Source organism: Shewanella maritima (assembly GCF_043643735.1).
Classification (GTDB): domain Bacteria; phylum Pseudomonadota; class Gammaproteobacteria; order Enterobacterales; family Shewanellaceae; genus Shewanella; species Shewanella maritima_A.
The window spans coordinates 66,914-92,408 of the sequence record NZ_JBHZSM010000016.1; the positions used below are offsets into that span (position 1 = coordinate 66,914).

19 protein-coding genes, 1 tRNA gene and 1 pseudogene are annotated in these 25,495 nt (G+C 42.8%); 8 read left to right on the plus strand and 13 right to left on the minus strand.

The window, feature by feature from the left end; translation table 11 throughout:
* Position 1 precedes the first annotated feature (1 nt).
* The 6 genes from ACHUGF_RS15550 to ACHUGF_RS15575 all read right to left on the minus strand — a co-directional run bounded on the left by ACHUGF_RS15550 (position 2) and on the right by ACHUGF_RS15575 (position 6,736).
* Positions 2-2,851: a formate dehydrogenase subunit alpha gene (locus ACHUGF_RS15550; protein WP_394132600.1), complete on the minus strand. Its 2,850-nt coding sequence runs from the start codon at positions 2,849-2,851 to the stop codon at positions 2-4.
* Positions 2,852-2,865: 14 nt separating this feature from the next.
* Positions 2,866-3,060 (minus strand): twin-arginine translocation signal domain-containing protein, encoded by a 195-nt coding sequence (locus ACHUGF_RS15555; RefSeq protein ID WP_394132568.1) that lies wholly within the window; start codon positions 3,058-3,060, stop codon positions 2,866-2,868.
* A 77-nt stretch (positions 3,061-3,137) separates the two neighbouring features.
* The gene (locus ACHUGF_RS15560; protein ID WP_394132569.1) at positions 3,138-3,806 is read right to left on the minus strand and encodes a TorD/DmsD family molecular chaperone; all 669 of its coding nucleotides are present in this window, start codon (positions 3,804-3,806) and stop codon (positions 3,138-3,140) included.
* 10 nt (positions 3,807-3,816) lie between these two features.
* Positions 3,817-5,499, minus strand: coding sequence for a 4Fe-4S binding protein (locus ACHUGF_RS15565; protein WP_394132571.1), 1,683 nt, complete (start codon positions 5,497-5,499; stop codon positions 3,817-3,819).
* 158 nt (positions 5,500-5,657) lie between these two features.
* Positions 5,658-6,272, minus strand: coding sequence for a DUF3306 domain-containing protein (locus tag ACHUGF_RS15570; RefSeq protein WP_394132573.1), 615 nt, complete (start codon positions 6,270-6,272; stop codon positions 5,658-5,660).
* Positions 6,269-6,736, minus strand: a complete 468-nt coding sequence (locus tag ACHUGF_RS15575) for a DUF3305 domain-containing protein (RefSeq protein WP_394132574.1) — start codon at positions 6,734-6,736, stop codon at positions 6,269-6,271. The genes ACHUGF_RS15570 and ACHUGF_RS15575 overlap by 4 nt, the downstream gene beginning before the upstream one ends.
* A gap of 320 nt (positions 6,737-7,056) precedes the next feature.
* Here ACHUGF_RS15575 and ACHUGF_RS15580 point away from each other — a divergent pair, with 320 nt between their 5' ends.
* Positions 7,057-7,905, plus strand: coding sequence for a formate dehydrogenase accessory sulfurtransferase FdhD (locus ACHUGF_RS15580; RefSeq protein WP_394132576.1), 849 nt, complete (start codon positions 7,057-7,059; stop codon positions 7,903-7,905).
* Positions 7,906-7,918: 13 nt separating this feature from the next.
* Here ACHUGF_RS15580 and rlmF read toward each other — a convergent pair whose 3' ends face one another.
* Together rlmF and ACHUGF_RS15590 are read right to left on the minus strand one after the other, a co-directional pair.
* Positions 7,919-8,992, minus strand: coding sequence for a 23S rRNA (adenine(1618)-N(6))-methyltransferase RlmF (gene rlmF, locus ACHUGF_RS15585; protein WP_394132578.1), 1,074 nt, complete (start codon positions 8,990-8,992; stop codon positions 7,919-7,921).
* On the minus strand, positions 8,992-9,390 hold the full coding sequence (locus ACHUGF_RS15590) for a flagellar basal body-associated protein FliL (RefSeq protein ID WP_394132579.1): 399 nt from the start codon (positions 9,388-9,390) through the stop codon (positions 8,992-8,994). Before ACHUGF_RS15590 ends, rlmF begins: the two co-directional genes overlap by 1 nt.
* Positions 9,391-9,511: 121 nt before the next feature.
* Between ACHUGF_RS15590 and ACHUGF_RS15595 the strand changes: the two genes are divergently transcribed.
* Positions 9,512-10,090 (plus strand): chorismate--pyruvate lyase family protein, encoded by a 579-nt coding sequence (locus tag ACHUGF_RS15595; protein WP_394132580.1) that lies wholly within the window; start codon positions 9,512-9,514, stop codon positions 10,088-10,090.
* A gap of 72 nt (positions 10,091-10,162) precedes the next feature.
* Here ACHUGF_RS15595 and ACHUGF_RS15600 read toward each other — a convergent pair whose 3' ends face one another.
* Both ACHUGF_RS15600 and ACHUGF_RS15605 read right to left on the minus strand, forming a co-directional pair.
* On the minus strand, positions 10,163-12,994 hold the full coding sequence (locus tag ACHUGF_RS15600; RefSeq protein ID WP_394132581.1) for an immune inhibitor A domain-containing protein: 2,832 nt from the start codon (positions 12,992-12,994) through the stop codon (positions 10,163-10,165).
* A 75-nt stretch (positions 12,995-13,069) separates the two neighbouring features.
* Positions 13,070-13,348 (minus strand): hypothetical protein, encoded by a 279-nt coding sequence (locus tag ACHUGF_RS15605; protein WP_394132583.1) that lies wholly within the window; start codon positions 13,346-13,348, stop codon positions 13,070-13,072.
* Between the two features lie 270 nt (positions 13,349-13,618).
* Here ACHUGF_RS15605 and ACHUGF_RS15610 point away from each other — a divergent pair, with 270 nt between their 5' ends.
* The 4 genes and pseudogenes from ACHUGF_RS15610 to hemN all read left to right on the plus strand — a co-directional run bounded on the left by ACHUGF_RS15610 (position 13,619) and on the right by hemN (position 18,250).
* A complete protein-coding gene (locus ACHUGF_RS15610; protein ID WP_394132585.1) occupies positions 13,619-14,218 on the plus strand; it encodes a YhgN family NAAT transporter in 600 nt (199 codons plus the stop codon).
* A gap of 117 nt (positions 14,219-14,335) precedes the next feature.
* Positions 14,336-15,868, plus strand: coding sequence for a ZIP family metal transporter (locus ACHUGF_RS15615; RefSeq protein ID WP_394132587.1), 1,533 nt, complete (start codon positions 14,336-14,338; stop codon positions 15,866-15,868).
* A gap of 29 nt (positions 15,869-15,897) precedes the next feature.
* Positions 15,898-16,658 (plus strand): annotated as a pseudogene (locus tag ACHUGF_RS15620) (NRDE family protein).
* Between the two features lie 215 nt (positions 16,659-16,873).
* Positions 16,874-18,250, plus strand: a complete 1,377-nt coding sequence (hemN, locus tag ACHUGF_RS15625; RefSeq protein ID WP_394132589.1) for an oxygen-independent coproporphyrinogen III oxidase — start codon at positions 16,874-16,876, stop codon at positions 18,248-18,250.
* 59 nt (positions 18,251-18,309) lie between these two features.
* Here hemN and add read toward each other — a convergent pair whose 3' ends face one another.
* Positions 18,310-19,311: an adenosine deaminase gene (gene add / locus ACHUGF_RS15630; RefSeq protein WP_394132591.1), complete on the minus strand. Its 1,002-nt coding sequence runs from the start codon at positions 19,309-19,311 to the stop codon at positions 18,310-18,312.
* 201 nt (positions 19,312-19,512) lie between these two features.
* Between add and ACHUGF_RS15635 the strand changes: the two genes are divergently transcribed.
* Positions 19,513-21,348, plus strand: a complete 1,836-nt coding sequence (locus ACHUGF_RS15635) for a DUF885 domain-containing protein (protein ID WP_394132593.1) — start codon at positions 19,513-19,515, stop codon at positions 21,346-21,348.
* 124 nt (positions 21,349-21,472) lie between these two features.
* Entirely contained in the window at positions 21,473-22,447 is a 975-nt protein-coding gene (locus tag ACHUGF_RS15640) for an alpha/beta fold hydrolase (RefSeq protein WP_394132594.1), read from the plus strand.
* Here ACHUGF_RS15640 and ACHUGF_RS15645 read toward each other — a convergent pair.
* Entirely contained in the window at positions 22,413-24,896 is a 2,484-nt protein-coding gene (locus ACHUGF_RS15645; RefSeq protein WP_394132596.1) for a putative bifunctional diguanylate cyclase/phosphodiesterase, read from the minus strand. The genes ACHUGF_RS15640 and ACHUGF_RS15645 overlap by 35 nt on opposite strands.
* A gap of 522 nt (positions 24,897-25,418) precedes the next feature.
* Positions 25,419-25,495: transfer RNA gene (locus tag ACHUGF_RS15650), tRNA-Asp, on the minus strand.

A 25,495-nucleotide genomic window follows, 5' to 3' on the forward strand; every position in this document is an offset into this window, starting at 1 on the left:
GTTAGGCTTTGCTGATCTGGCATAAGCTGGACTTAGTTTCTTGCATCTGAGTCACAACGTCATAACCATAAGTTAATACTGTATTTGCTGATTCACCAATCACATAAGGAATCGTTCCTTCTGGATAGCTCTTCTCAAGGCTTTCGCCTTCAAATACACCAGCAAAGTGGTACGGCATAAAGCTTTCACCTTCAATAACACGTGGTGTTACCATTGCTTTAACTTTGATCTTAGAACCTTCCGGGCTGTGAACAAATACGTCATCACCATCACGAATACCGCGATCAGCTGCATCAGCAGGGTTAATCTCGATAAACATTTCTTGCTGAAGCTCAGCTAGCCATGGATTAGAACGTGTTTCTTCACCACCACCTTCATACTCAACCAGACGACCAGAAGTCAGCGCTAATGGGAAATCCTTAGCGAAGTCTTTGTCTTGGATAGATTTATAAAGGGTTGGAAGACGAGCAACCATACGGTCATCATAAGTCGGGTATTTAGATACCAAGTCACGACGAGGCGTATATAGTGGCTCACGGTGCACAGGGATATCATCCGGGAAATTCCAAACAATACAACGCGCTTTAGCATTACCGTAAGGGATACAACCATGCTTAATAGCCACACGTTGAATACCACCAGAAATATCTGTTTTCCAGTTTTTACCTTCAGCGTGTTGCTTCTCTTCAGCGGTTAATTCATCCCACCAACCAAGCTGTTTAAGCATGTCTGCCGTAAACTCTGGGTAACCATCTTTGATTTCAGAGCCTTTAGAGTAAGAACCTTCGGCAAGAATGTTGTTACCGTTATGCTCAACACCGTAACGTGCACGGAAGTTACCACCACCGTCTTTCACTTCACGACCTGTGCGGTAAAGAATTTGCGTACCCGGGTGCTTCTGTTCTGGCGTACCCCAACAAGGCCAAGGTAAACCGTAAGTTTCACCGCGAGCTGGACCACCTGGCGCTTCCAGTGAGTCTACATCGAAAGTACCCCAGTTTTGCTGGTGCATTTTCAAACGCTCTGGGCTTTGACCTGTATAACCCACTGTCCACATACCACGGTTGAATTCACGTGTGATGTCTTCAATGACAGGCTCATCACCTTTCACTTCAATGTTCTTGAAGAACTCTTTGTCGAAACCCCACTTCTTAGCCAGTTTGCACATAATCACATGATCTGGAAGTGATTCAAATAAAGGAGAAATCACTTGGTCACGCCATTGTAGCGAACGGTTAGAGGCAGATACTGAACCATAGGTTTCAAACTGAGTTGCAGCGGGTAATAAATACACACCGTCTTTACGGTTATGCATGACACCTGCCATTGTTGGATAAGGGTCAACAACCACAACGGTGTCCATTTTGTCTAGTGCTTCACGCACTTCACGGCCACGGGTTTCAGTGTTAACAGATTGTCCCCAGAAAAACGCCAAGCGAATGTTGTCTTTCTGAGCAATCTTGTCTTTATCTTCTAATACACCATCATGCCAACGAGAACATGGGATACCAGTTGATGTCATTGGGTCTTGACCTAGATAGTTACCTTGGTCGAAGCGGCCTTTCACCCACTCGTAATCTAAATCCCAAACGTTCGCCCAGTGTTTCCATGAACCTGTTTTCAGGCCATAGTAGCCAGGAAGCGTATCGAACAATAGACCGAAGTCAGTTGCACCCTGTACGTTATCGTGACCACGGAAGATGTTAGTACCACCACCTTCAACACCCATGTTACCGAGGGCTAATTGAAGTAAGCAGTATGCACGTGTATTAGCATTACCTACGTGATGTTGAGTACCACCCATACACCATACGATGGTGCCAGGCTTAGTTTCAGCCATCATCTTAGCAACACGGTACATTTGTGCTTTTGGTACACCAACCACATTTTCAACTTCTTCAGGTGGGAATTGCTTAACTGCTTCTTGGATACGTTCCATGCCGTATACACGTTGCGAAATAAAGCTTTTATCTTCCCAGCCGTTTTCAAAAATGTGCCATAACACACCATAGATGAACGGGATATCAGTACCTGGACGAATGTGAACAAACTCATCAGACTTAGCTGCAGTACGAGAGAAACGTGGATCTACCACGATGATTTTCGCACCACGTTCTTTACCCGTTAAAATGTGCTGCATCGCAACTGGATGCGCTTCACATGGGTTAGAACCGATGAACATCATGCACTTAGATTTACGAATATCGTTAAACGAGTTAGTTTGCGCACCGTAGCCCCAAGTGTTTGCAACACCGGCTACCGTGGTAGAGTGACAAATACGTGCAGAATGGTCGACATTGTTAGTGCCCCACATTGCCGCAAATTTGCGATATAGATAAGCTTGCTCGTTTGAGAATTTCGCACTACCCATGAAGTAGAGTGAGTCTGGACCAGATTCAGCACGAATATCCAATGCTTTTTGGCCAACTTCTTCAATGGCTTGATCCCAAGAAAGTTTCTTCCACTTTCCGCCTTCCAGCTTCATTGGGTATTTTAGACGTTTCTCACCATGACCATGTTCACGTAAAGAAGCACCTTTTGCACAGTGTCCACCTTGGTTAAATGGGTGGTCGAATGCTGGCTCTTGACCTGTCCATACACCATTTTGCACTTCTGCATAAATACCACAGCCCACTGAACAGTGAGAACAAATAGTACGTTTGATATCGGTTGGCGCATCGTAAGGCACTTCTTTCGCTTCTGCTTTACGCATCATGCCTGCACCTAACATCGATGCTGCTGCAATCCCACCAGTCGCTAAACTAGCAGACTTTAGGAATTGACGTCGATTAAGACCTAAGCCGGACTTCTCAACTTGTTCGACTTTGTCTGTTTTGCGGGTTAATCGCATCACACACTCTCCTTTTATTTGCTTAACGAAGCATAGTAACTACGGACATGCTCTGTTTCGCGATACTTGTCAGACTTAGGCTGCGTCACCTGTTTAGGTGCTGCGGCCGCTGCGGGAGCACTGACACTGGCGACTGCACCAGCCGCGCCGCCTAAAGCCAATGCTTTAAGCATGTGGCGCCGGCTCATGTCGGAAACGTTTTTACTCATATTCTCTCCTTGTTTAGATAAGCCCTAACCCAAGCTAGGGCTGATATCGATTATTGCTTATAAAAAAGCGGTGTAACTTAATTCACACGGACGACTTCATCATCCTCAACCGGTTCTAGGTCAGCACTACCTGGACAGTTAACCGGTATATCTAAGCTTAATTGCTCAAATTCAACAGCTTCAGCCTCAAAGAAGGCTTTTGCTAAGTGTGCGACTGGGACATAAAAATTAGCACTGGGTGTTTTTGCGAGTGCATCACAAAAACGGTCCATCCAACTGCTCATATGGCGTTGGTAAAATGCTAACTGGCGGTAACCAGGCGCTTCAGTAATTAGGGTGCCCATCACTTCGCAAATTGCAGCAACGTGATCTTCAGGCTCTTTGACATCCTCTTCACGCTCAAAGCCTAGTTGCATTAGATCATTTCGCAATAATGCTAAAGGCTTATCCATTAACGTGCCTGTCATGAACCAGCTGGCATATGGCATGATTTCACCACTACCCACACCGTAGAAAATGGCAAAGTATTCATCTTCTAGGTCTGCTGATTGACTATTTTGAGCCGCATTTTTTAACGCTATCCATGCCTCACTCATTGCATTGCCTTCTTCGGCTTCTACATCAAGTTCTGCTAAAAACTGCAATAACTCATCATTAGGGTGGCGGCGTAATAACGCGGCCAACAATTGATAGATATCAGCTCGTAACTGATCATTTTCGCTGATTTCTCTTACATTCTCGGTCATAGCGGATCTCTTATCGCAATTGCTTTTCTGGATCTTGAAGGATGTCTTCAAACATATCTTTTACGCGGCAATCACCGCACATTTTTAATCGCTCAATATTGGCATTGAACGCACTATGTTCGCCGACCATATCTAGCATTTTGTGTACCATTGACTGAGTCGCAAACGGTGCGCCACAGGTAATACACTCAAAAGGGGCTTCCTCTTTAAGTGTCTTCAGTTCTTGGCGCTGCGCTTGGTCAAAGTTCACCTGTGCAGCCAAGCTAATGACACTTTCTGGGCAAGATGTTTCGCATAAACCGCATTGCACACAATCTTGCTCAAGGAACAATAATGCCGGTGTATCACCACCATCTTTTAATGCTTGCGTTGGACAAGTCGCGACACAAGACATACACAAAGTACACTTGTCGACATTGACCACAACCTTGCCATAAGGCACGTTGGCAATGGCCAATTGAGTATCAACAGCTGCGGCTTGACCATTTAAATGATCTATCGCTTGGTACAACACATCACGTTTAGCATTAACAATGTCAGTCTGCTGTAGTGCCAATGGCACAATCACAGGCCATGAATTACTCACAGTTAGATGCTCATCAATAGTAGCTAAATCTTCAGTGCTAACGAGTCTGATACGTTGCGGTTGACCCATTTCATCTAAAATGCGGTTGGCTAAGCTTAGTTCACCGTGCAACATTTGCGTTAAAGTAGGTGCTGTAGCATCAGTATTTAGGATTAATACTTCACGGGCACCAAATGCAAGCGCTGCCATCCAATGATCAATACTGGCAACGGTAATTTCTTCTAACGCTACAGGTAATACATCCCCGCTGAGGTTGTCATCAATAAAACCAGCACCTACGTTTTCATCATGGAACAAGATAACTGGAGCAACCTGAGCCTGTTGACGAAAACGGCCAATCAACTTTTCTAAATAACCGTGAAGTGCTTTTGGTGAAGGTAGGTCATAGCTGATTGCACCTGTTGGGCAAAGGTTGGTACAACTGCCTGCGCCATGACAAAGATAAGGGTCAATTTCGATTTTCTGTTCAATGCTGCTAATGGCATCTGCCGGACAAAAATCCAAGCAGCGGTTACAGCCATTGACACCATTGCGGCTGTGAGCACAAATATCTTCATTCGCTTTAACATAACGTGGTTTATCAAACTCACCCACCATGTCAGGAATTTGCGCAATTGCCTCATCTATTTTGTGTTGATCGTAACCGGTATAAAAATATCCCGCGGGTAGCATTTCTAAGTTAATGCAAGGGGTTTGGCTTAAATCAAGAATGATATCGAAATGAGGCTGGCGAATAGAAACAACGCTTAGCTCAACGACACCTTGAGCTTTATCATTTTCAACACTGACTTGGAATTGGCCTAAGAAGCCTTTAATCGATTTAAGTTTGTTGTAATAGCTTTCAATATCTGCAGCTGCGTTCATTACCTGTTCAAGGTGAGCTTCATCTTGGCGAGTAATACTATCATTTGCCAAAATAACGCGGCTTGCCATACCAGATAATCGTTCTGCAGCTAAACGAGCTAAGTCTTCAGGGCCAATGATTAGCACATTGCCTTGGGTGGTATAACTGACAGTAGGCGGAATCAAATTCTGTAAAATTTGAGTGCTACTCATCACTTGTTGCCGAGCCTGCTTAAGCTCTAGCTGGTTTTGTATCATACTCATTGCGTTCCTAACATGTATGCCAGCAATAAATCGAAGGCATAGAAATGTAGATTAACTTTAGTAAGTCTGACAGTTATTGGTAATTGGCTAATGCCGTTACCTTTGCCTCATCATGGCCTGTCACACAATTATGAGTGCTGAAAAATCTGCACTCATGATTAACTGTGTTCGACTTGGTTATCACTCATTGCTTTTGTTGTATTAGTTTGTGACGGTTGAACCAACGGCGCATTTTCTGCAGTCTCTATGGCTTCATCACATGTTGGCAAAGCTTGTTCACTTTGCGCTAGGCTCAGGTCATCACCCTGCTCCTGTTGAGCAAGTTGCTCTTGTTCTTCCTCTTCCGGCTCTTCTTTAACAACATGTCGGAAAATCTTCTTAGCTAATTCAGCTGACACATCAGCAGATAGCTTAGGTTGGTTGGTGTAATCCAACGCATATTCCAACAAGCCATCAATCTCGTTGTATTGAGGCTGTTTCCAAAGCGCTTTCAGTGCAGCTTGTTTCGCTGCAGGGTCAACGTTATCAGCCATAAAACTTGCAAAGCTGCCACCCACCTCAATGGATTCAGGATCCGGAAGGTCTTCAGCTGTTAAGGTCTTTGGCTCCTCAGTTGCTTCAGGTTCTTGTGCTAATTGTTCTTGTGCTAACTGCACATCTGCATCGCTAGCGGCCTGTTCAACAACCTCTTCAGTCTCAGCGACTTTTGCTTGTTGTTCTTCCAGCGCAACGTTTTCTCTACGCTGCTGCCAACGACTTAAAAAACCGCTCATTGCATTCTCCCAGTACGGTTCGCACTCGGTCCTTCGTTCTTGCGACGGTTAACATGTTTACGGCGGTGAGCGCTTATCTCTACCTCACCATGACGAGTAATAAATGCCTCTATCCAACAGGCAATTGCAGCCGGCATCAGGATATTAAGCACAGGCGTATCAGATTCTAAGCAGCCAGCACTGACATTCTGGTCAGCAGAAATAGCGGCAGGAACCCAAGTTCCATCTTCAAGCTCATCACACACGATATAGAGCATGGAATTATCCATGTCTAAGTTGATTCGATAGCTGCCCCGCTGATCGCGATACAGCTCCAATAAAATGAGGCTTGCACCTTCTGGTGCTGGCATAGTCGCCGGAATAAACTGATCAACTTCCCATCTAACAGAAGCCCAGCGCCCAACCTGTGATTCTACCTTTTTAAGGGAAACATACATTGGCCAGACATTATCAGTGTGTTTCATATTTGAGCTTGCCTCGATTAGTTTCTACCCCATTAACTCAGCAAGTATGATGCCAACTCTTCGAACAAAAAATGTTTGAGCTTGATCGCGTATTCAAATGTGCAGATGGGACAATTTGTCCATATACGATTTTGCTATAGGACATAAATTCACGTTTACAGATTCAGGCTGAGCGAGATTTGCGCCAGATCACGCTATTTGGAGATGAATCGGGTGTTGATAACATTTATTGCTATCCTGATTGGCGTTCAATTACGCCCTCACTCGCGTATTCATCAGTAGGATGTGTTCGTTATTCATTCAATACAAGGTTATCTTCTATGGCTGATCCAACCGCTAAAACCACATCATCGGTAAAGTTTGTTAAGACCAATGCTGAGGTTCCATTAACCCTACCAGTGACGGCAATTGATGAAAAAGGACAGCAGGTCGATAAATTTGTAGCCTGTGAACGCCCATTAACAGTTTACCTAAATTGGCGACCTATTGTGACCTTGATGACTTTAGGTGCTAGCCCAGAGTCTTTAGCATTAGGCTACCTGAAAAACCAAGGGTTTATTAGTGAACTCGATAAACTAGAATCAGTGATTGTGGACTGGGATGTCAATTCAGCCGCCATATTAACGAAAGAAACCTCTGACGATATTGAGGCAAAACTATCTGAAAAAACAGTCACCTCAGGCTGTGGCCAAGGCACAGTTTATGGCGGTTTTTTACAAGGGTTAGATGACATAAAACTGCCTACCCCGAGTTTAAAGCAAACCGTTCTTTATAGCTTACTGAAAAACATTAACGCCTATAACGACACCTATAAAAATGCAGGAGCAGTCCATGGTTGCGGTATTTGCCAGCAAGACCAAATCCTTGCTTTTGTTGAAGATGTGGGTCGACATAATGCCGTTGATACTTTAGCGGGTGATATGTGGCTTGAGCAGCAATCAGGAGCTGATAAAATTTTCTACACGACAGGCCGGCTCACCTCAGAAATGGTGATAAAAGTCGCTAAGATGGGCATCCCAGTATTATTATCTAGAAGTGGGGTGACACAAATGGGGTTGGAGTTAGCACAAAAGCTAGGTATTACTCTCATCGCTCGCGCTAAAGGACGCCATTTCTTAATTTACCACGGCCAAGACACCATTGAATTTGATGTGCCAGCCAAACAGTAGCGAGTCATTACCATTAACGATTTGAGTGTAAGTTTTGCCATTGTTTCATCGCACTTACACTCATAAATGACCAAGCAAGCATGCGTGTTATTTTACTGCCTTGCTTCATTTCAATCACTTTCACCTGAGCGACTTTGCATGCTTCTAAACGTTGTTTGCAAGGTTTAATGTTTTCAGACTTCGACACCAGCGAAGTAAACCACTTAACCTGTCCAGCATAAGCCACGCTTTCACTGATCATATTAGTGAGAAACTGCAACTCGCCACCTTCACACCATAACTCGGCTTTCTGCCCACCAAAGTTCAACGGTGCTTGCTTATTCGTCTCTGTTTGCGGTGTCTTGCCATATTTTGCCTGACGATTTGCCGTCAAGTTAGCTACTTTTCTTGCTGACCCCGCAGTTGCTTCAGCCAGTGACTGATGAAAAGGTGGATTACACATGGTGAAATCAAACCATTCATCTTTTACCACAACCCCTTTAAAAATCTGATTTGGGTTAGTTTGCAGTCTCAGCGAAAGCTGCTCCGAGGAAAGTTGATTAGCAGTGGCAATGTTAGCGACATTGTCTATAGACTTAGGGTCAATATCTGATGCAGCAAATTGCCAACCAAAGCCTTTAACGCCTAATAAGCAATATATGCCATTGGCCCCTACGCCAATATCTAAACCCCTGATTTTAGAGGCCTTTGTACCATCAGCATCTGGCTGACTGACTTTTAGTAAGTCTGCAAGATAATGCAAATAATCAACTCTGCCAGGAACGGGTGGGCATAAAAAGCCTTTGGGAATATCCCAATCTTGAATACCGTAATCACACTTTAATATGGCAGTATTCAAACATTTAACGGCGTCAGGATCAGCAAAATCAATGGATAAATTACCAAATGGATTCGGCTTAACAAAGTGGGACAATTTGGGTAATGCCGTAGTTAACGCTTTGAAATCATAACCTTTAGCATGACGGTTTTGCGGGTGTAACCCTTTATCTTTAGCAGAGTGTGCCTGTTTTCGTGGTTTCGGCTTTTGATTGGGTTTAGTGGTAGGCTTAGCCGAAGTCGGCTTCGGCCCTTTTCGATGGTTTGACATTAATCGTATAAGTACTTAGTAAACAGCAGATTAACAACTGTTGCTTTACCTGTTTCTTGTTCAATCAAACGATTCACCATTTCAAAGCATTCACGGCGGATTTCTTCGCGACCAGCTAATGACTTCACCCTATCTTCAGACTGATTACCCAAAATCTCCACAATCGCGGCGCGAAGTAATGGGTCATGATGTTCTAAATCAATTAAATCATTCGGATTTTGTACCATGAGCTCGACACTGATTTTAACGAAACCGAGTTTTTTGCGATTAGAAATATAGTTAGTGACAATATCAGGCTCAAAACCATAGTAAGCATATACAGGATCGTTTGCTTGTACATTGTCGCTATAACTCGCGCATACAAAAAAGGTTAATAGTATTAAAACAAGTTTTCTCATCGAGCGGTGACTCCTAGCCTGACGACACGATTAATTTATCTACAGTGTAAACGCCATTTATGTTTTTGCCTAACCGTGGGCATGATAAACTGCATTCGTTGAGTATTGTAACGAGTTTTTGATGAACGTGACTAGTGTTAGCTTCCCATATGGCGAATCAATTCAGTGGTATTCTCCTGAAAATCGTCATGATTTGCCTGAAAATGCATTGAAAGATTGGTTATTAGCCACAGGCAGCCTGACAGAAAAGCTCAAGCGAGAATGTGATGAATTCACTGTAACAGTGCTCGGCGAACACGTTCATACACCTTTAGCTGGTGAATGCCCTCACGCTCAGCAACCTATGTGGATCCGCGAAGTGTTGTTGTCGCTTGATGGCACACCTTGGGTATTTGCGAGAACCTTAATTCCACAGCAATTATTAGATAACCCTATCCACGCCTTTACTAAGCTCGGTAATCGACCGCTTGGAGAATTGTTGTTTACCAGTGAATCTATCACACCCGGTAATATCGAAGTCGCCCAATTTGAAACATGTGGCAGCTTGGCAAGACTGGCCACCAGCTTAGATCAACCAGTAAATGACACTCTATGGGGACGACGCCGTTACTTTAATTTAGGCGCAGAGCAGCTAATTGTGAGCGAAATATTTTTACCTGCCGCGGTGAAGCAAATTATGGCCAAAAGCACACCGAGTTAACCATAACCAGCTTTATCTGAACAATAAAAAAGCGCCATTGGCGCTTTTTTGTTAACGAATAAGGTTACCACATTAGCTTTGAGCCCGACCTCTCAGTAGTAAACCTAGCGCCAATAAACTCAGCATACCTAAGCTGCCACCTGAGTCACCCGAACTCGGTTCAGGGGTTACCACCGGCGGAGTCACTTCTGCCGCCTCGACTTGTACACTTTGGCTGGCTGTTTGGCTGTTGCCTAATTCATCCGTCACCGTTAAAGAGACGGTATATGTGCCCGATTGTGCATAACTGTGAGTTGCATTTTGCGCACTGCTGTTACTGTTATCACCAAAGTCCCACATAAAAGTTAACTGTCCAAAGCCATCACTGACTTGCGAAGTGAAACTCACATCAAGGTTGTTTGCACTAAAATTAAAACCAACTTGAGGTGGAATCGCAATCCTTACATCTTGGCTAGCCGTTACAGTATCTCCATTACCATCAGTCACCGTGACAGTCACTTGATAATCTCCTGACTCAGAGAAGCTATAAATAGGGGCTGCTTCAGCACTCGATGCACCTGCGACACCAAAGTCCCATAAGTAAGTATAGTTACCATCACCACCAAATGCGTTAGCGTCAAACGATGCGGTACTGCCATCAACCGAGACAACTAGCGAGAGTGATAATTCATCGGGCTCAATCACAACAGAACCTGAACGTTTAAACTGCACAGTTGCAGTTGAGCTGTTAGTCGCTTGGCTAATGACTTCCATTGTTAAGCCTAATTCTGGTAACTCTAACCCTGATTGCGGCTGTAATGGCGCACTATAATCAAGACTGTCATCAAACATAGTGACAGCTGACAAATGGTTATCGTTAAAGAAAGCAGATTGATCAAATAGACTAAATGCCGCATCACGTATCTGTCTGCTCGTATCAGATGAGCCAATTAGATTTTGGTCAGCATCAACAACACCGATTAAGCCAGAACCCGCGTGTTGAGAAACATTATTATCGTATTCTCCAAGATTTTCTAACCAGATTAAGACACCGGGCTCATATCCTTCATACTCTAGCCCTTGATCAATTCCTTGGTAGTTTCTGAGCTGTACGATGTATCGGCGCGCACCAGCGGGACGTTGGTCATCAATACGGCTAAAGCCAGATAACGTTACGCTGTCAGCTTGCTCTGCACCATCTTGGAAAACAGCAGAACCATTATTCATTATGCTGATGTTATCAATTGCCATACCGTAACCACCCACAGACTGATCCGTGATATAGGCAAAGCTGATTGTAACGCTTTGTCCGGCATATGCCGCGAGATCGTATGACAACGTTACCCATGAATCAGGCCCAGATGCTGATGCGAGGTCACTAGATGCCCCCGTTATGAAATGCTGGACACCAGGGTACAGGCTATTGCTGCTGCGAGTTTGGTTACCTGCAATCGCCACTCCGTTCACCAGTACCTGCATATAGTCATAATCAACTTCAATATCCCAATGAGCGATCATATCTAAACTGACGGATGCAGAGTTTGGCACGTCAACATCGAATGACAGACGGTTATCAAGCATGTCGCCTTGTCCTGAGTAATATTGATATTCCCCTTCAAACGGTGTCTTAAATGCCACTGTTGTTGGAGGTAACTCGATTGATAACTGGTTAACGCTTTCGGAGTCAGCAGCATAGTTGAGACTGACATCAACACCTGAACTATTAATACTGCCTAACGAAATCAGTTGCTCATTAACCCACTTACCTTTGAATTTATCTTGTAAGAATGAACGTGCATATGGACTAAAGCCAGTAGGCTGAGTACCGGGTATTTGGCCAGCCCAACTGCCCGATGACATGATTGACCAACTGCCAACTGGTGAGCCATCTTCAGATGAAGTATTAGTGTCATACTCATCTGGCAGGCCAAGATCATGACCAAACTCATGAGCACAAACACCGGCAGCAGCATCAATTGGCTGAATGGTATAGCCAAATATCTGCATATTTCGCCCAGGAATATCATGTCCACTTTGACCTGCATTCACAAAATAGCGATGTGACCAAATCGCGTCTGCGCCTAAATTTCCCCCACCCGCTTCTTCACCTATACTCGAGTGAAACAACATGATGTGATCTATCATGCCGTCGGGTTCATCTAAATTACCATCACCATCAAGATCGTATGGATCTTCAATGTCATAACTTGCCAGCTCTGTATCAGACATTGATGCAACGGCTTTAATTACAGCCTCAATGACTAATTCACTAACATTGCTATCATTATCATCAGCACCATTGCCACCGTAATATGCTGCATTATTATCAGCTGTCACCCAGTCTTGTGCTTCACCAGTAAAGAAAAAACTTTGTCCAGAGGCGGCTTGAAAATATTGATATGTCGATTGTAATGTTTGACTTTGTGGTCCAGTAAACCCACTAGTCGAGAATAATAAGTCTTGATAATGACTCACAGGGTAATTGGGGTAATACATGCTGGTGTCACTAGCAGAAAGTCCATTGTCATCATGAAGTAAATCAGGAAAATCCACCAACACACCTAGCACTTTAACGGTTTTGGTGACATCTTCATCAGCCATTGTATTCATCACACTCACCGATGATTTTACACCTGATAGCTTTTGAGCTTGCTGCTGAGAGTGCAGCTTTTGGGCACGAAACTCCATCGCGTTTTTTTCAAAGCCACCCTCCTGACTTTTTGAAACGAATTGATTTACAGCATCTTGCTGTTGCTCCAACGTGGCATCTGGCGCTAACTCACCACGCTTCTTTAGCCAATAAAGAACTTGTTCTTTATTTATCACGCCAGGATCTGCAGGTGTTCCAGACACTGTCTGAGCTTGGGAGGCAGAGGCAAACACTAATGCAGAGCCGACCAATGTACTGAGAAGTTTTTGTTTCATTTTATGTATCCTTACAACTATACATGCCGATTTTGCCTAGTATTGTTTCGAGGCAAACTGTCGGGATGAGCATGATTAACCTTTACACTTTTTTGTATAAGCCTGTTGACGTTTATCAATATACGCCGCAACCGTCTCGTCGATTTGCTCTTGCGACATATCGACCGTCACAATGCCTTGATTGGTTAAACTTTCTATCAACTTTGTCTTATCTTTAATCGGTGGCATGCTGCCACAAGTGATATGAGGTTTTAGCGAAGATAAAGGCTGTTTTTCTGCTTCTGTGTCATGAGTTTGAGAGCATCCAATTAACCCTGCGCCACAGAAAACCAATATTGAAATGATGGGTTTCATCTATACACATCCATGGTTGTTAGATTTGACTAATCACAGCACATTAACAGTTGTTACCAGCAATATACAATTATAGATGAACAAATATTTGTGTAATCGCGTATGAAGTCTAAACAGAACAAAATACTTTAAATTCAACTGGTAATTGAAATTAATAGTGTTTTAAACGCAATAGCATTTTTGCCTAACCAAGCGATTAACAAACATGCTATGATCCGCCACCATAGATAACTTATGTATCAGATACTTAAAGAAAGGGTTCACTGCAGCATGGAAACATTATCAGCCGCAATAATGCTATTTTTAATTATGGACCCTCTAGGCAACCTGCCAGTGTTTACAGCCGTGCTGAAACACGTTGAGAAAAAGAAGCGACGTAAAATATTAATTCGCGAGCTGCTAATATCTTTGGCAATCATGATGCTGTTTTTGTTCACTGGCGAACAAATATTGAATTTCTTAAGCCTCAAAAAAGAAGCGGTTTCCATAGCCGGCGGTATTATTTTATTCCTTATTGGTATCAAAATGATCTTTCCTTCTGAAGGTGGCTTAACCGGTATCGCAGCAGGTGAGGAACCTTTTATTGTGCCTCTAGCCGTACCTTTAATGGCTGGTCCATCCATCCTTGCAGCACTATTATTATTGGCCCACCAAGACCCCAACCGGATGACAGACTGGACTATGGCGCTTATCGGTGCATGGGCGTTGAGTGCGGTAATTTTGATGATGTCAGATGTATTCCATCGCTTATTAGGTGAAAAAGGGTTAACTGCGATGGAACGCCTAATGGGTATGCTACTGGTCATGATTTCAGTACAAATGCTACTGGATGGCATCATTGCCTATTTAGAGTTTGCGAAGAATTTATAAAAGATTTATAAACATACGCAGTTAATGTAAATAATTCCTATTACGGAACCATGTGGCTACAAATAGCCATATAGATGTTATACTGCGTTGTTTTTTCATTGGTCAGCCTTGGTAACCATGCTTTATCTGATTGCGAGTTGTATAGCTCTACTATTTGGTCCTCTTTTTTACCGCTTTTTTTCAACAGGAAGTGGATTACAAAAAGGGCTGGATGGCTTTATCTTTGTTTCTCTAGGCGGCCTTGTACTTGTACATATTTTGCCAGAGTTACTCGAGCATGGCGGCATTTTGACCTTGGCTTTTGTCATGGTCGGGCTATGGGGACCAAGTGCTAGCGAAAAGCTATTCCATCAATATTCCAGTATTACCCACAACATTACCCTCACATTAGGTATTGCAGGCTTATTACTGCACACAGTTACAGATGGTGGCGCAATGGCACTTGCGCAACATGAGGATTACTCCATTTTACTTGCTTTGGGTGTGATCATTCACCGCTTGCCGGTCGGTCTGGCTATTTGGTGGTTATTGAAACCCCAAGTTGGTTCTCGCTGGGCCATGATTGTATTAGCAGGCATGATGCTGCTCACCTGTGCAGGCTACTTTGCCAGTGAACAGTTCATGCACCAAATCAGTTTAGAGAATACCGCCTATTTACAAGCTTTTGTAACTGGTTCAATTTTACATGTGGTACTTCATCAGCCTCATAATCATCCAGACCCAGATTCAGATTCAGACAAGAAAGGAAAGTATGAGTATCAAGCGGGTATTGGTAGCTTACTTGGCTTAGGGTTACTGGCTTTATTGTTATTGCTCGATAGTAATAGTGGCCACGAACATCACCATCATCATGACCACAGTTTCGACCAACTGTTAGACTGGCTGTTATTAGTCGCACCATACCTGATACTTTGTTATGCCGTTGCTGCATTACGGTTCCATTTTAATTATCAGCCGAACCACCCTGTTATAGCAGTGCGTTGGATGCAACGCATTTTGGGACCCGAAGCATTGATCTTATCCTTTGCTTTACTCGGCCCTGTTTATAGCTTGATTCATTTGGTTGCAGGCGCTTTGTTGATTGCTTTTCTCAGTTGGCAACAAGTATCACTGACCGACCCTCATGATCAACTACCCAATAAAGCCGTTAGCTTTGGTTTTGCACACATTGTTGACCGCAGCGCACCTTGGATCGTGTTCAGTATTATCGTTGCAAATGTGATTGGTCATCCTTCTCTGCCATTTTCTACACCTTGGCTGCAAGTTGCCCTTCTCCTATGTGTATTTTTACCGCTTAGATTATGTAACTTAGGTGCTGCGGTGTTAGCTGTTTCATTGGCTCTCAGTGGTTGGGAGGCGATTGCGATTATCTTTGCCTTAATTGCCGCTCCATTAGTGAGCATCTCGCAATTTAAGTTAATGTCGAGTCAACAAATTTTTGCCCTGCTTGCACTTATCTTTGCCATACTCACCCTAGGTTATATTGCCCCATTACCCGTACAACAAACGCTTGCGCTACCAAGCTGGCTTAACGCTATCTCATTAGCTATCGTTAGTATATTATTTGCAGCAAGCCTATTACGTCTCGGACCTAGACAATTCCTTGCAAGGTTAATGATAAAATTTAGACAAACCCATCATCACCATTAAGACCTAGCAAACATATTAAGGAGTGAAGGATGTGTATTTTATTTTTAGCCATTAATGCTCACCCACATTACCCTTTAATCGTTTGCGCTAATCGCGATGAATTTCATCACCGACCGACTCAAGCGGCTCATTGGTGGCCTGCAACAGCAAAGAGTCCGACTTTACTTGCTGGCAAAGACTTGCAAGCAGGAGGAACTTGGCTTGGGATGTCACAAACTGGGCAATTTGCAGCACTGACCAATATCAGAACCACTTCTCCAGAGTCAACCATGCGCAGTAGAGGTGAGCTAGTGACCATGGCGTTAAATCAGCAAATTTCCCTTAACTGGCTTAAAACACATCAACATCAATACAATCCATTTAACTTGGTTTATCAGCAGCAAAATCAACTGTATTGCTTTAATAGTGTCACGGGTGAGAACTTACATTTACACGGTGGTTTTTTCGCAGTCAGCAACGGATCTATCAATGATAAATGGCCCAAGATGTCATTGGGTGAGAAGCGATTAGAGCAAGTCGTCAATGACTCGCCCCCATCGACACTTCAGAATTAATCAGCATCATGCTAGATAACACTCAAGCGGAAGATGCGGCATTACCGGTAACAGGCATTGATCTAGAGTGGGAAAGAAGGCTCTCATCTATATTTATCAAGCATCCTGAGTACGGTACGCGCTCGACCAGCATCATACTTCAACAAAAAAATTTGAATACGGAGTTTATTGAAGTGAGGTATGACGGTAAAGGCCGTAATTTAGGGCAACAGAAGTTCACTCTTGCAGAGCAGTAACTTGGCAACAAACAATTGATTTTAGGTTATCAATAGCTTAAAACTAACATTTAGATGTGAGCCCAAGCACAAAACATTGCATCTATCACTACAAATTAGCAAAACTCTGTTAAAAGAGACCATCAAATTTCAAATTTACAACCTAGATCAAGGTTATTTAGTATGTAACCTTGCATACTTCGTACATTGCTAATTTACCCTTCGGAGGACACACCTTGAAGCAGCCCACACCTATTAGTTGGGATCAGTCGATGATCGAGAAGTACAATTATAGTGGTCCCCGTTACACCTCTTATCCGACCGCGCTTGAATTCGACGACACGTTTACCGAACAAGATTTATTGACTTCGATTGAAAATAGTCAATCCAATAAGCTGTCGCTTTATGTACACATCCCGTTTTGTGCGAAGTTATGTTACTACTGCGGTTGTAATAAAATCATTACCCGCCACGCTCACAAAGCCGATCAGTACATCGAGTATCTTGCAGCTGAAATTGTAAAACGCGCACCGTTATTCAAAAACTACACGGTAACCCAGATGCATTGGGGCGGTGGTACACCAACGTTCTTAAACCCAGAACAAATTTTAAAGTTAACAAGCTTAATTAAGTCACACTTTAGTTTTGCTGAAGTGGGCGAGTACTCCATTGAGGTAGATCCTCGCGAAATCGAACTAACAATGCTAGATACGTTAAAAGAAGCTGGCTTCAACCGTATTTCGATTGGTGTTCAAGATTTCAATAAAGACGTACAAGTTGCTGTTAACCGCGAACAAGATGAACAGTTCATTTTTGACCTGATGTCAAAAGCAAAAGAACTTGGCTTTGTGTCTACTAACGTGGACTTAATCTACGGTCTACCGCTACAAACGCCTGAGACATTTGCTAAAACAATTGAACGTATCATTGAGTTATCACCTGATCGTTTATCAGTATTTAACTACGCACATTTACCTTCTCGCTTTGCTGCGCAGCGTAAAATTAAAGATGTTGATATGCCATCACCGCAACAGAAGTTAGACATGTTGCACCAGACCATTGAGTCACTCACTGACGCTGGTTACCAGTTTATTGGTATGGATCACTTCGCTAAGCCTGATGATGAACTCGCTCGCTTGCAACGTGAAGGTAAACTGCACCGTAACTTCCAAGGTTACACCACACAAGAAGAGTGTGATCTGCTTGGTTTAGGGGTATCTTCAATCAGCCAAATCGGTGATTGCTATTCACAAAACCAAAAAGACTTACGTCCTTACTATGAAGCGATTGATGCACAAGGCCACGCGTTATGGAAAGGCTGTAGCCTGAACCATGATGACGAAATTCGCCGTGTGGTTATTAAGCAAATCATTTGTCACTTCGATTTAGATATGGCTGAAATTGAAAAACGTTTCAACATTGTCTTTGATGACTACTTTGCAGAAGACTTAGAATTGTTGCAGACATTTGTCGATGACAAACTAGTTGATATTACAGATCGCAGATTAACGGTGAGCCCTACAGGCCACTTATTAATCCGCAACATTTGTATGTGTTTTGATGTTTACTATCGTCAAAAGGCAAGACAGCAGCAGTTCTCTCGTGTGATTTAAACCGAATCACGATCAAAAAAGCCAGCTAAGTTAGCTGGCTTTTTGTTTTCTGTTACCGATTATTTAGCGGCTACCTTATTGTATAAAGCTTGCTTGCTGCTATCAGATAAGAAGCTCATCTCAACGCCATTGCGCTGTAACTGCACCATTTGTGCACCAGATAAACCAATTTCAGCTTTCACAGCACGATACTCATGGGCAATGTCAATTGCACTCACACCAGGATCATCTGTATTTAGCCCGATAAGCACACCCGCGTTTAAAAATTGCGGTAATGGATGTGATTGATAGTCCGCCACAGTAGAAGTGTGCAAATTACTCGTTGGGCAAGATTCGATTCCAATGCGTTTTTCTACTAGGTAATCCATTAACTTTGGATCCTGTATCGCATTAACACCGTGACCAATGCGGGTTGCACCCAGCTCGTTAATCGCCTGCCACATACTTTCAGGGCCAGCTGCTTCACCCGCATGTGCCGTGATAGCTAAACCAGCATCACGAACTTGCTTAAAATGACTAGCAAACAACTCCCCAGGGAAACCCAGTTCGTCACCCGCTAAATCGACAGCAACTAACTTATCTTTGTGAGCCAATAAACCATCGAGTTCTTGCTGACATGCTTGCTGGCCAAATGAACGCGACAAAATACCGATAAGGTTTACATCAACATCAAAATCTTTAAGGCCTGCTTGAACACCATCAATGGTCGCTTCAACGACAGCTTCAATCGGAAGCTTATGGTTCATCGCCATATAATAAGGGCTAAATCTGAGTTCTGTGTAATCAAGGCCAGATACTGCAGCATCTTCAACATTTTCATAGGCTATGCGCTTAACCGCATCAAGATCGGCTAACACTGCCACCATCCAATCTAACTTTTTCAAAAAGTTAACCAGATTATTTTCTTTACCTTGGATTTGTACATATGGTGCTAAGTTTTCAAGAGAATTAGCAGGCAGTTGAATACCATGTTGATTACCCAGCTCCCAAATAGTCTTTACGCGCACATTGCCGTCTAAGTGACGATGGAGATCTACTAACGGAATTGTCGAATCAATCATATCTAACCTCTAAATTAGTCACACTTGCAACGAATCATGGAACACAACCATGTAGATTTAACAAAAATCATAAAAACACCGTTCGCAATTTAACATAAAACAAGGACTGGTTTCACTCATTTTTTTGCATCATCGACTGTGTTTTTACAGCATACTTGGGCATACTCAAACCTCTGGATATATTCAATTATAGGAAATCTTATGCGCGCCTCAGTTTTATCTCTTGTTATTGTTGCTGCACTGAGCGGCTGCTCTGTTAATACCACGTCTTTTCAAGCGCAAAGCCAAGCCTATGACTCAAGCCGAATTAAAGCAGCTCAGGCAGAAAAAGCAAAAGAGGAATCACTGAAGACTGAAGTTATCACCGCAGACTTACAAACGCTGATTGATAGAAGCTGGGCACACAGGCTAGCCAAGAGCCCTTCAATGGCAGTGAGCTTTGGCGATAAATCAGCCAAAGGTAAATTAGCAGACTTATCGCCAGAAGCATTAGCTGAGCATCACTTAAGGGCTAAGTCGTTATTGGCGTCCGCCAAGGCTATTGACACCAATAAACTGTCGAAAGCCGAAGTAATCAACCTCACGATTTTGCAAGATCAACTGCAAAATGAAGTTGATATGTACCAGTTTAAAGATCATTACCTACCTATCACCGCAGAGAGTGGCTTCCACGCTTATATAGCATCCATCTCTTCAGGCAACTTCAATGATGAACAAGATTATCAAGACTACTTAAGTAAACTGGCAGCTTTACCCACTTACTTTTCACAGCAAACGTTTTGGCTACAACAAGGGTTATCAGCGGGAATCACACCAGCGAAAGTGACCTTAAATGGCTTTGAACAAAGCATTAGCACCTTTATCGTAGAACCAGAAAAGAGCGGCTACTTCAAACCGTTTACGCAATATCCAAAACACTTCAGCGAACAACAAAAACAAGAGTTTACTCGTTTAGGTAAGCAGGCCGTTGAACAACATGTTATTCCCAGTTATCAATCCTTTTACGAATTCATGACTGAGCAATATATTCCCAACTCCCGAGAAGAAATTGCAGCCAGTGCAATGCCAAATGGCGCAGCGTTTTATAATAATCGAGTGAAGTATTACACCACACTGGATATGACGGCCGATCAAGTTCATGAGCTTGGCCTATCTGAGGTGAAAAGAATTAGAGCTGAAATGCAGAATATTATTGATGAACTGCAATTTGATGGCGATTTTGCTGTGTTTTTACACTTTTTAAGAACCGATGAACAGTTTTATGCCAAGTCTGCAGAAGAGCTATTAAAAGAAGCCTCATACATCGCAAAGAAAGCAGATGCTATGCTACCTAAGTACTTTGGCAGAATGCCACGCACACCTTATGGTATTGCCCCTGTTCCTGCAGAAATTGCCCCGAAGTATACAACCGGACGCTACTCTGGCTCCAATGCAGATGATCAACCAGGTTATTACTGGGTCAATACCTATGCGCTTGAGCAGCGCCCCTTATATGAACTAGAAGCACTCACTCTACATGAAGCCGTGCCTGGGCACCATTTGCAGATTTCGCTCACTAAAGAAATGGAAGATCTGCCAAACTTCCGCCGCTATAGCTACATTTCAGCTTTTGGTGAAGGTTGGGGACTTTATTCTGAATTTTTAGGACTCGAAGCAGGCTTCTATCAAGACCCTTACAGCAACTTTGGTAGATTGACCTATGAAATGTGGCGTGCAGCTCGCCTCGTGGTTGACACAGGTATGCACGCAAAAGGCTGGTCACGCCAAGAAGCGATAGACTTTATGGCGAGCAATACCGCTTTATCACTGCATAATGTTACGACTGAAATTGACCGCTATATTTCTTGGCCTGGTCAAGCATTGTCATACAAAGTGGGTGAATTAACCATTAAACGTTTACGCACAAAAGCTGAAAATGAATTAGGTGAGAAGTTTGATATTCGCGCTTTCCACGATGCAGTATTAGAAAACGGTTCTGTACCAATGTCGATACTCGAACAAATCATCGATGACTTTATTGCCGAACAAAAATCATGATGCCTATATGGCCACTCACAATGTGAGTGGCCTTGGTTCATACCGGCTGACTTTTACGCATCTATTTTCACGTCTATGTATGATAAAGTCAGCTTTTACTCTCTTCGCCACAACTCATTAGCCTATGACTCATACTACCTTTTCCAGTGAAACACTTACCCCGACTTCTGCTCAACAATCGTTCTGGTTACTGGTGGAACAGGGGCGATTCACGGCAAAGGATGGCGTTGAGTTAGCATACTGTGTTGCCAGCCATCCCAATAACAAACAAGCCATTGTCATTAGTAACGGTCGTGTTGAGTCTTACCTTAAATACCAAGAAATCATTTTTGATTTATTTCATCAAGGTTATGATGTATATGCCATTGACCATCGTGGACAAGGGTTATCCCAAAGAATGACAACTAACCCTCAACAAGGGTTTGTATATGATTTCAATGAATATGTTGATGATTTAGAGCTGTTTATCGATGAGCAAGTTAGGCCGAAACAATATCAACACCTACATTGTTTAGCACACTCTATGGGCAGTGCTATTGCCACCTTGCTGATGGCGAAACAGCCTAAATGGTTTAGTTCGGCAGTATTCTCGGCTCCAATGTTTGGCATTCAACTTCCGGTACACAAAAACATCATTATATGGCTGGCTAACATACTTAATACTTGCCGGAGGCAGGACGAACTTTACAAGGCAAACTACATCATTGCAGGGACGGATTACCAACCAGATAGCTTTGCAAAAAACAAACTCACTCATAGCCAAGCAAGATATCACGTTTATCGCGATCTCTATGAAGCTAATCCACAAATTCAACTAGGTGCACCAACCAATCAGTGGTTATTAGAAGCAATTAAGGCTGCAGATGAGTGTGTCTTGCTAAGTGCAGGGATAACAACGCCAAGACTCATACTGCAAGCAGAGGCTGAAAAGATAGTGTGCAATAAATCACAAGATGCTTGTTTAAATGTAAATTGCAGCAAAGTGATCATTAAAGATGCGTTTCATGAAGTATTGATTGAAACCGATGCTAGGCGCAACCATGCGTTGAATGAGACATTGGCATTTATGAAACGACATTCAAAGACAGTTGCGATTTAATTAACTGTAAACAATCTACCTGACTAAGCGGGCGGCTAATTATATATCCTTGGAAATAACTACATTTTGCCTGAGTAAGCTTGTTCAACTGCTGTTTATTTTCAATCATCTTACCCACCACGGGTAATGATAGTTTATGTGATAAATCAACCACACTTTCCAATACCGCAAAAGTTTCTGTCGATGTTTCAATTCCATCAAGATAGTGTTCTGACAGCTTTACCTGAGAGAACCCAACGCCTTTGATTTGATATGGCGCGCAATCATTACTGCCGAAACCATCTAGCGCAACTCGCAAGCCATTTCGTTGTAATTCTAATAACTTAATTCTTGTGGATTCAGGATTAACAAAGAAAATATCCCCTTTAAACTCAAGCTGAATATTATCTAAGCGTACGTTTGATGACTGAATTTTGCTGACAATCATGCTGACAAAATGGTCTTGATGTAAATGACGCGAAGAAATATTAATTGAAATGATTGGTGCTTCAATATGCTCATTAGAGAATGTATTTAAGAATTCACACACATGCTCAATCGCAATTATTTCAAGCTCAAAGATACTATCGGATAACTCAGCAACAGGGATAAATTTCTTTGGACTAATAAAGCCATGTAAAGGGTGATACCAACGTAAGAATGCTTCTAAAGAGTGGATTCTTCCCGCTTGGTCGACCACTGGCTGATAAGCCACAGAGACTTGCTCACTTAACATGGCTTGCTTAAGCTCAATGCCTAAGTCAAAAGGTTTAGTCTGCTCATCATCAAAGCCTGGGTAATATATTGCACAACCATTGGACCGACTATCTTTAGCTTGGGTTAAGGCCCGATCCGCTCGAGCAAGCAATGTTTGTGGTTCTAACGACTCAATGCCATCAAACACGACCAAACCGACACGTGCTGAAATCGATAACGTCTGATCTGACAGTGTCAGGCTTCTACCAATTAACTGGCGAACTTCACTTGCCAATGCAAGAGCACGTTTATTGGCTTGATCTGCATCACCACCGAAGCTCTTTGCCAAGATAACAAATTCATCAGCCCCCAACCTTGCAACAGTCCCCACAGAGGAAAACGCGCCAGCTAGACGGGCTGCAATTTGAATTAATAAACGGTCACCGAGTTGCCGCCCCAAGGCATCATTAATTAACTTGAAGTTATCTAAATTAATCATCAAAAATGCCGAGTACTGGGTGGTATTTCGGTTGTGCACTTGAAGATCGTATAACTCGTTAGCTAACGACTGTCTATCAATTAAATCTGTTAACCCACTTTGAGTTTTATGCTCTGTTGATGAACTTTGAGTTCTAACATCACCTGTCACGTCAGTAATTGTTCCAATTAGACGAGTGGGGCGACCTTCTGTATCCCATTCAACACTTTTGCCGCGGTCATGTACCCAAATATACCGACCATCCTTGTGCCTTAGACGGTGAACGCTTTCATACTCTTTTGTTTTATTATCAATATAATTCTGTAAATTCTGCAGCACTTGCGCTTTGTCATCACGGTGAAGCTTGGTTTCCCAAACAGCATAATCATTATCAAGTTCATAAGCTTGGTAGCCTAGAATTTCTTTCCAACGATCTGAAACAAATAAGTCAGAACGACGTATATTCCAATCCCAAATACCTTTGCGTGCACCTTCTACTGCAAATAACCATCGCTGTTCAGCATCATTTAATCGTTTAGAGCTTCTTGATAGCTTGGCATGGACCTGAAACAGGTAATCAGATAAATCTGACACTTCTTTACTTGGCGTTGGAAAGTTAATCGAGAAAGTGTCAGTTTCAATTCCCTTGGCGGCTCGGATCAATCTCCTTAAAGGCTTAATTAAAAACCAAAATAGCAGCACACAGAAAGCTGCTAACACAATAAACCCAAGGCCCCATATTTTTAGAAAGCGGTTGAGAAGTTGCTCTTTAGCGGCTGATACCAATGACAATATGTCATACTCAAGGTAAATAACATTAATGCTATTTGAATAATTTAGACGGTTGTTGATATTGATTGGATAATATATCTGAACAGAGTTTCGGTCTAAATTAACGTCAACATAGGGGACTTCATTGATTACTGTACTGCGATGTATGGTATCTGAATAACCTTCTAATACATTATTTGCACTGCTTTCACGCCATATAACATGATTAGCAAAATGAATTTCGCTAGACATATCAAGCAACACATAAACCATCATATTTATATCGGTTGCAACCAACGAAACCTCTTGCTCAATTCGAGAAAGGTCTTGGGTCGACAAAGCAGACTCAACCACATATCTCATTCTAAAGAGAGATGAGAGTAACTGATCAACCTTATTATCGGCAATATGCTGTTGAAGGTGGCTTCTTTCATAGTTATATTCAACACCTACTATCACTAGAAACAATACAATGATAAATGCAGGTACCGAGATACTCAGTGAAGGCTTGGGAAATCGAGTCAAGATACATCCTGTATAGCAACAAGTGCCTATATGCTATCGGTAATAACAAGTACAAGTAAAGCATTACTTAGATTGAAAATAGGTAACAATTGAAAATTCGTTTAACACATCGAATAAATGAAAACTTACCGTATGTTTGTTCTTATTCTATCGACGTTTTTCACTAAAAAAATAAATGTTCAAACACAACTAGACCAAGTGGTCTATATAACTTCATGTAAGAATAAATGTAAGTCCAACTGAACTACTGCTTCTCTGCTTTTCTTAAGAAACAAAAAAGCCTCGTCATTGCTGACGAGGCTTCGATGTAAGTGGCGGAGCGGATTTGCTCTTATCAAGAGATGAACCCGCGACCCTTCGGCGTGCCAGGCCGGATTCTAATCAAAAGAGTCCAATCTCCCACGGATGGCGTGTAGGCTAAACATTGTCAGAAACAATGTAAGTCCAACTGAACTACCGTTTCTCTGCTTTTTCTTAAGAAACAAAAAAGCCTCGTCATTGCTGACGAGGCTTCGATGTAAGTGGCGGAGCGGACGGGACTCGAACCCGCGACCCCCGGCGTGACAGGCCGGTATTCTAACCAACTGAACTACCGCTCC

What these genes read in the sequence shown, in the direction of transcription:
- add (WP_394132591.1), bottom strand. Translation starts at nt 19,311, where the DNA reads ATGATTGATTCGACAATTCCGTTAGTAGATCTCCATCGTCACTTAGAC.
- ACHUGF_RS15640 (WP_394132594.1), top strand. Translation starts at nt 21,473, where the DNA reads ATGACTCATACTACCTTTTCCAGTGAAACACTTACCCCGACTTCTGCT.
- ACHUGF_RS15635 (WP_394132593.1), top strand. Translation starts at nt 19,513, where the DNA reads ATGCGCGCCTCAGTTTTATCTCTTGTTATTGTTGCTGCACTGAGCGGC.
- ACHUGF_RS15615 (WP_394132587.1), top strand. Translation starts at nt 14,336, where the DNA reads ATGCTTTATCTGATTGCGAGTTGTATAGCTCTACTATTTGGTCCTCTT.
- ACHUGF_RS15550 (WP_394132600.1), bottom strand. Translation starts at nt 2,851, where the DNA reads ATGCGATTAACCCGCAAAACAGACAAAGTCGAACAAGTTGAGAAGTCC.
- ACHUGF_RS15570 (WP_394132573.1), bottom strand. Translation starts at nt 6,272, where the DNA reads ATGAGCGGTTTTTTAAGTCGTTGGCAGCAGCGTAGAGAAAACGTTGCG.
- ACHUGF_RS15595 (WP_394132580.1), top strand. Translation starts at nt 9,512, where the DNA reads ATGAACGTGACTAGTGTTAGCTTCCCATATGGCGAATCAATTCAGTGG.
- ACHUGF_RS15565 (WP_394132571.1), bottom strand. Translation starts at nt 5,499, where the DNA reads ATGAGTATGATACAAAACCAGCTAGAGCTTAAGCAGGCTCGGCAACAA.
- ACHUGF_RS15555 (WP_394132568.1), bottom strand. Translation starts at nt 3,060, where the DNA reads ATGAGTAAAAACGTTTCCGACATGAGCCGGCGCCACATGCTTAAAGCA.
- ACHUGF_RS15575 (WP_394132574.1), bottom strand. Translation starts at nt 6,736, where the DNA reads ATGAAACACACTGATAATGTCTGGCCAATGTATGTTTCCCTTAAAAAG.
- ACHUGF_RS15590 (WP_394132579.1), bottom strand. Translation starts at nt 9,390, where the DNA reads ATGAGAAAACTTGTTTTAATACTATTAACCTTTTTTGTATGCGCGAGT.
- ACHUGF_RS15580 (WP_394132576.1), top strand. Translation starts at nt 7,057, where the DNA reads ATGGCTGATCCAACCGCTAAAACCACATCATCGGTAAAGTTTGTTAAG.
- ACHUGF_RS15600 (WP_394132581.1), bottom strand. Translation starts at nt 12,994, where the DNA reads ATGAAACAAAAACTTCTCAGTACATTGGTCGGCTCTGCATTAGTGTTT.
- ACHUGF_RS15605 (WP_394132583.1), bottom strand. Translation starts at nt 13,348, where the DNA reads ATGAAACCCATCATTTCAATATTGGTTTTCTGTGGCGCAGGGTTAATT.
- ACHUGF_RS15610 (WP_394132585.1), top strand. Translation starts at nt 13,619, where the DNA reads ATGGAAACATTATCAGCCGCAATAATGCTATTTTTAATTATGGACCCT.
- ACHUGF_RS15560 (WP_394132569.1), bottom strand. Translation starts at nt 3,806, where the DNA reads ATGACCGAGAATGTAAGAGAAATCAGCGAAAATGATCAGTTACGAGCT.
- rlmF (WP_394132578.1), bottom strand. Translation starts at nt 8,992, where the DNA reads ATGTCAAACCATCGAAAAGGGCCGAAGCCGACTTCGGCTAAGCCTACC.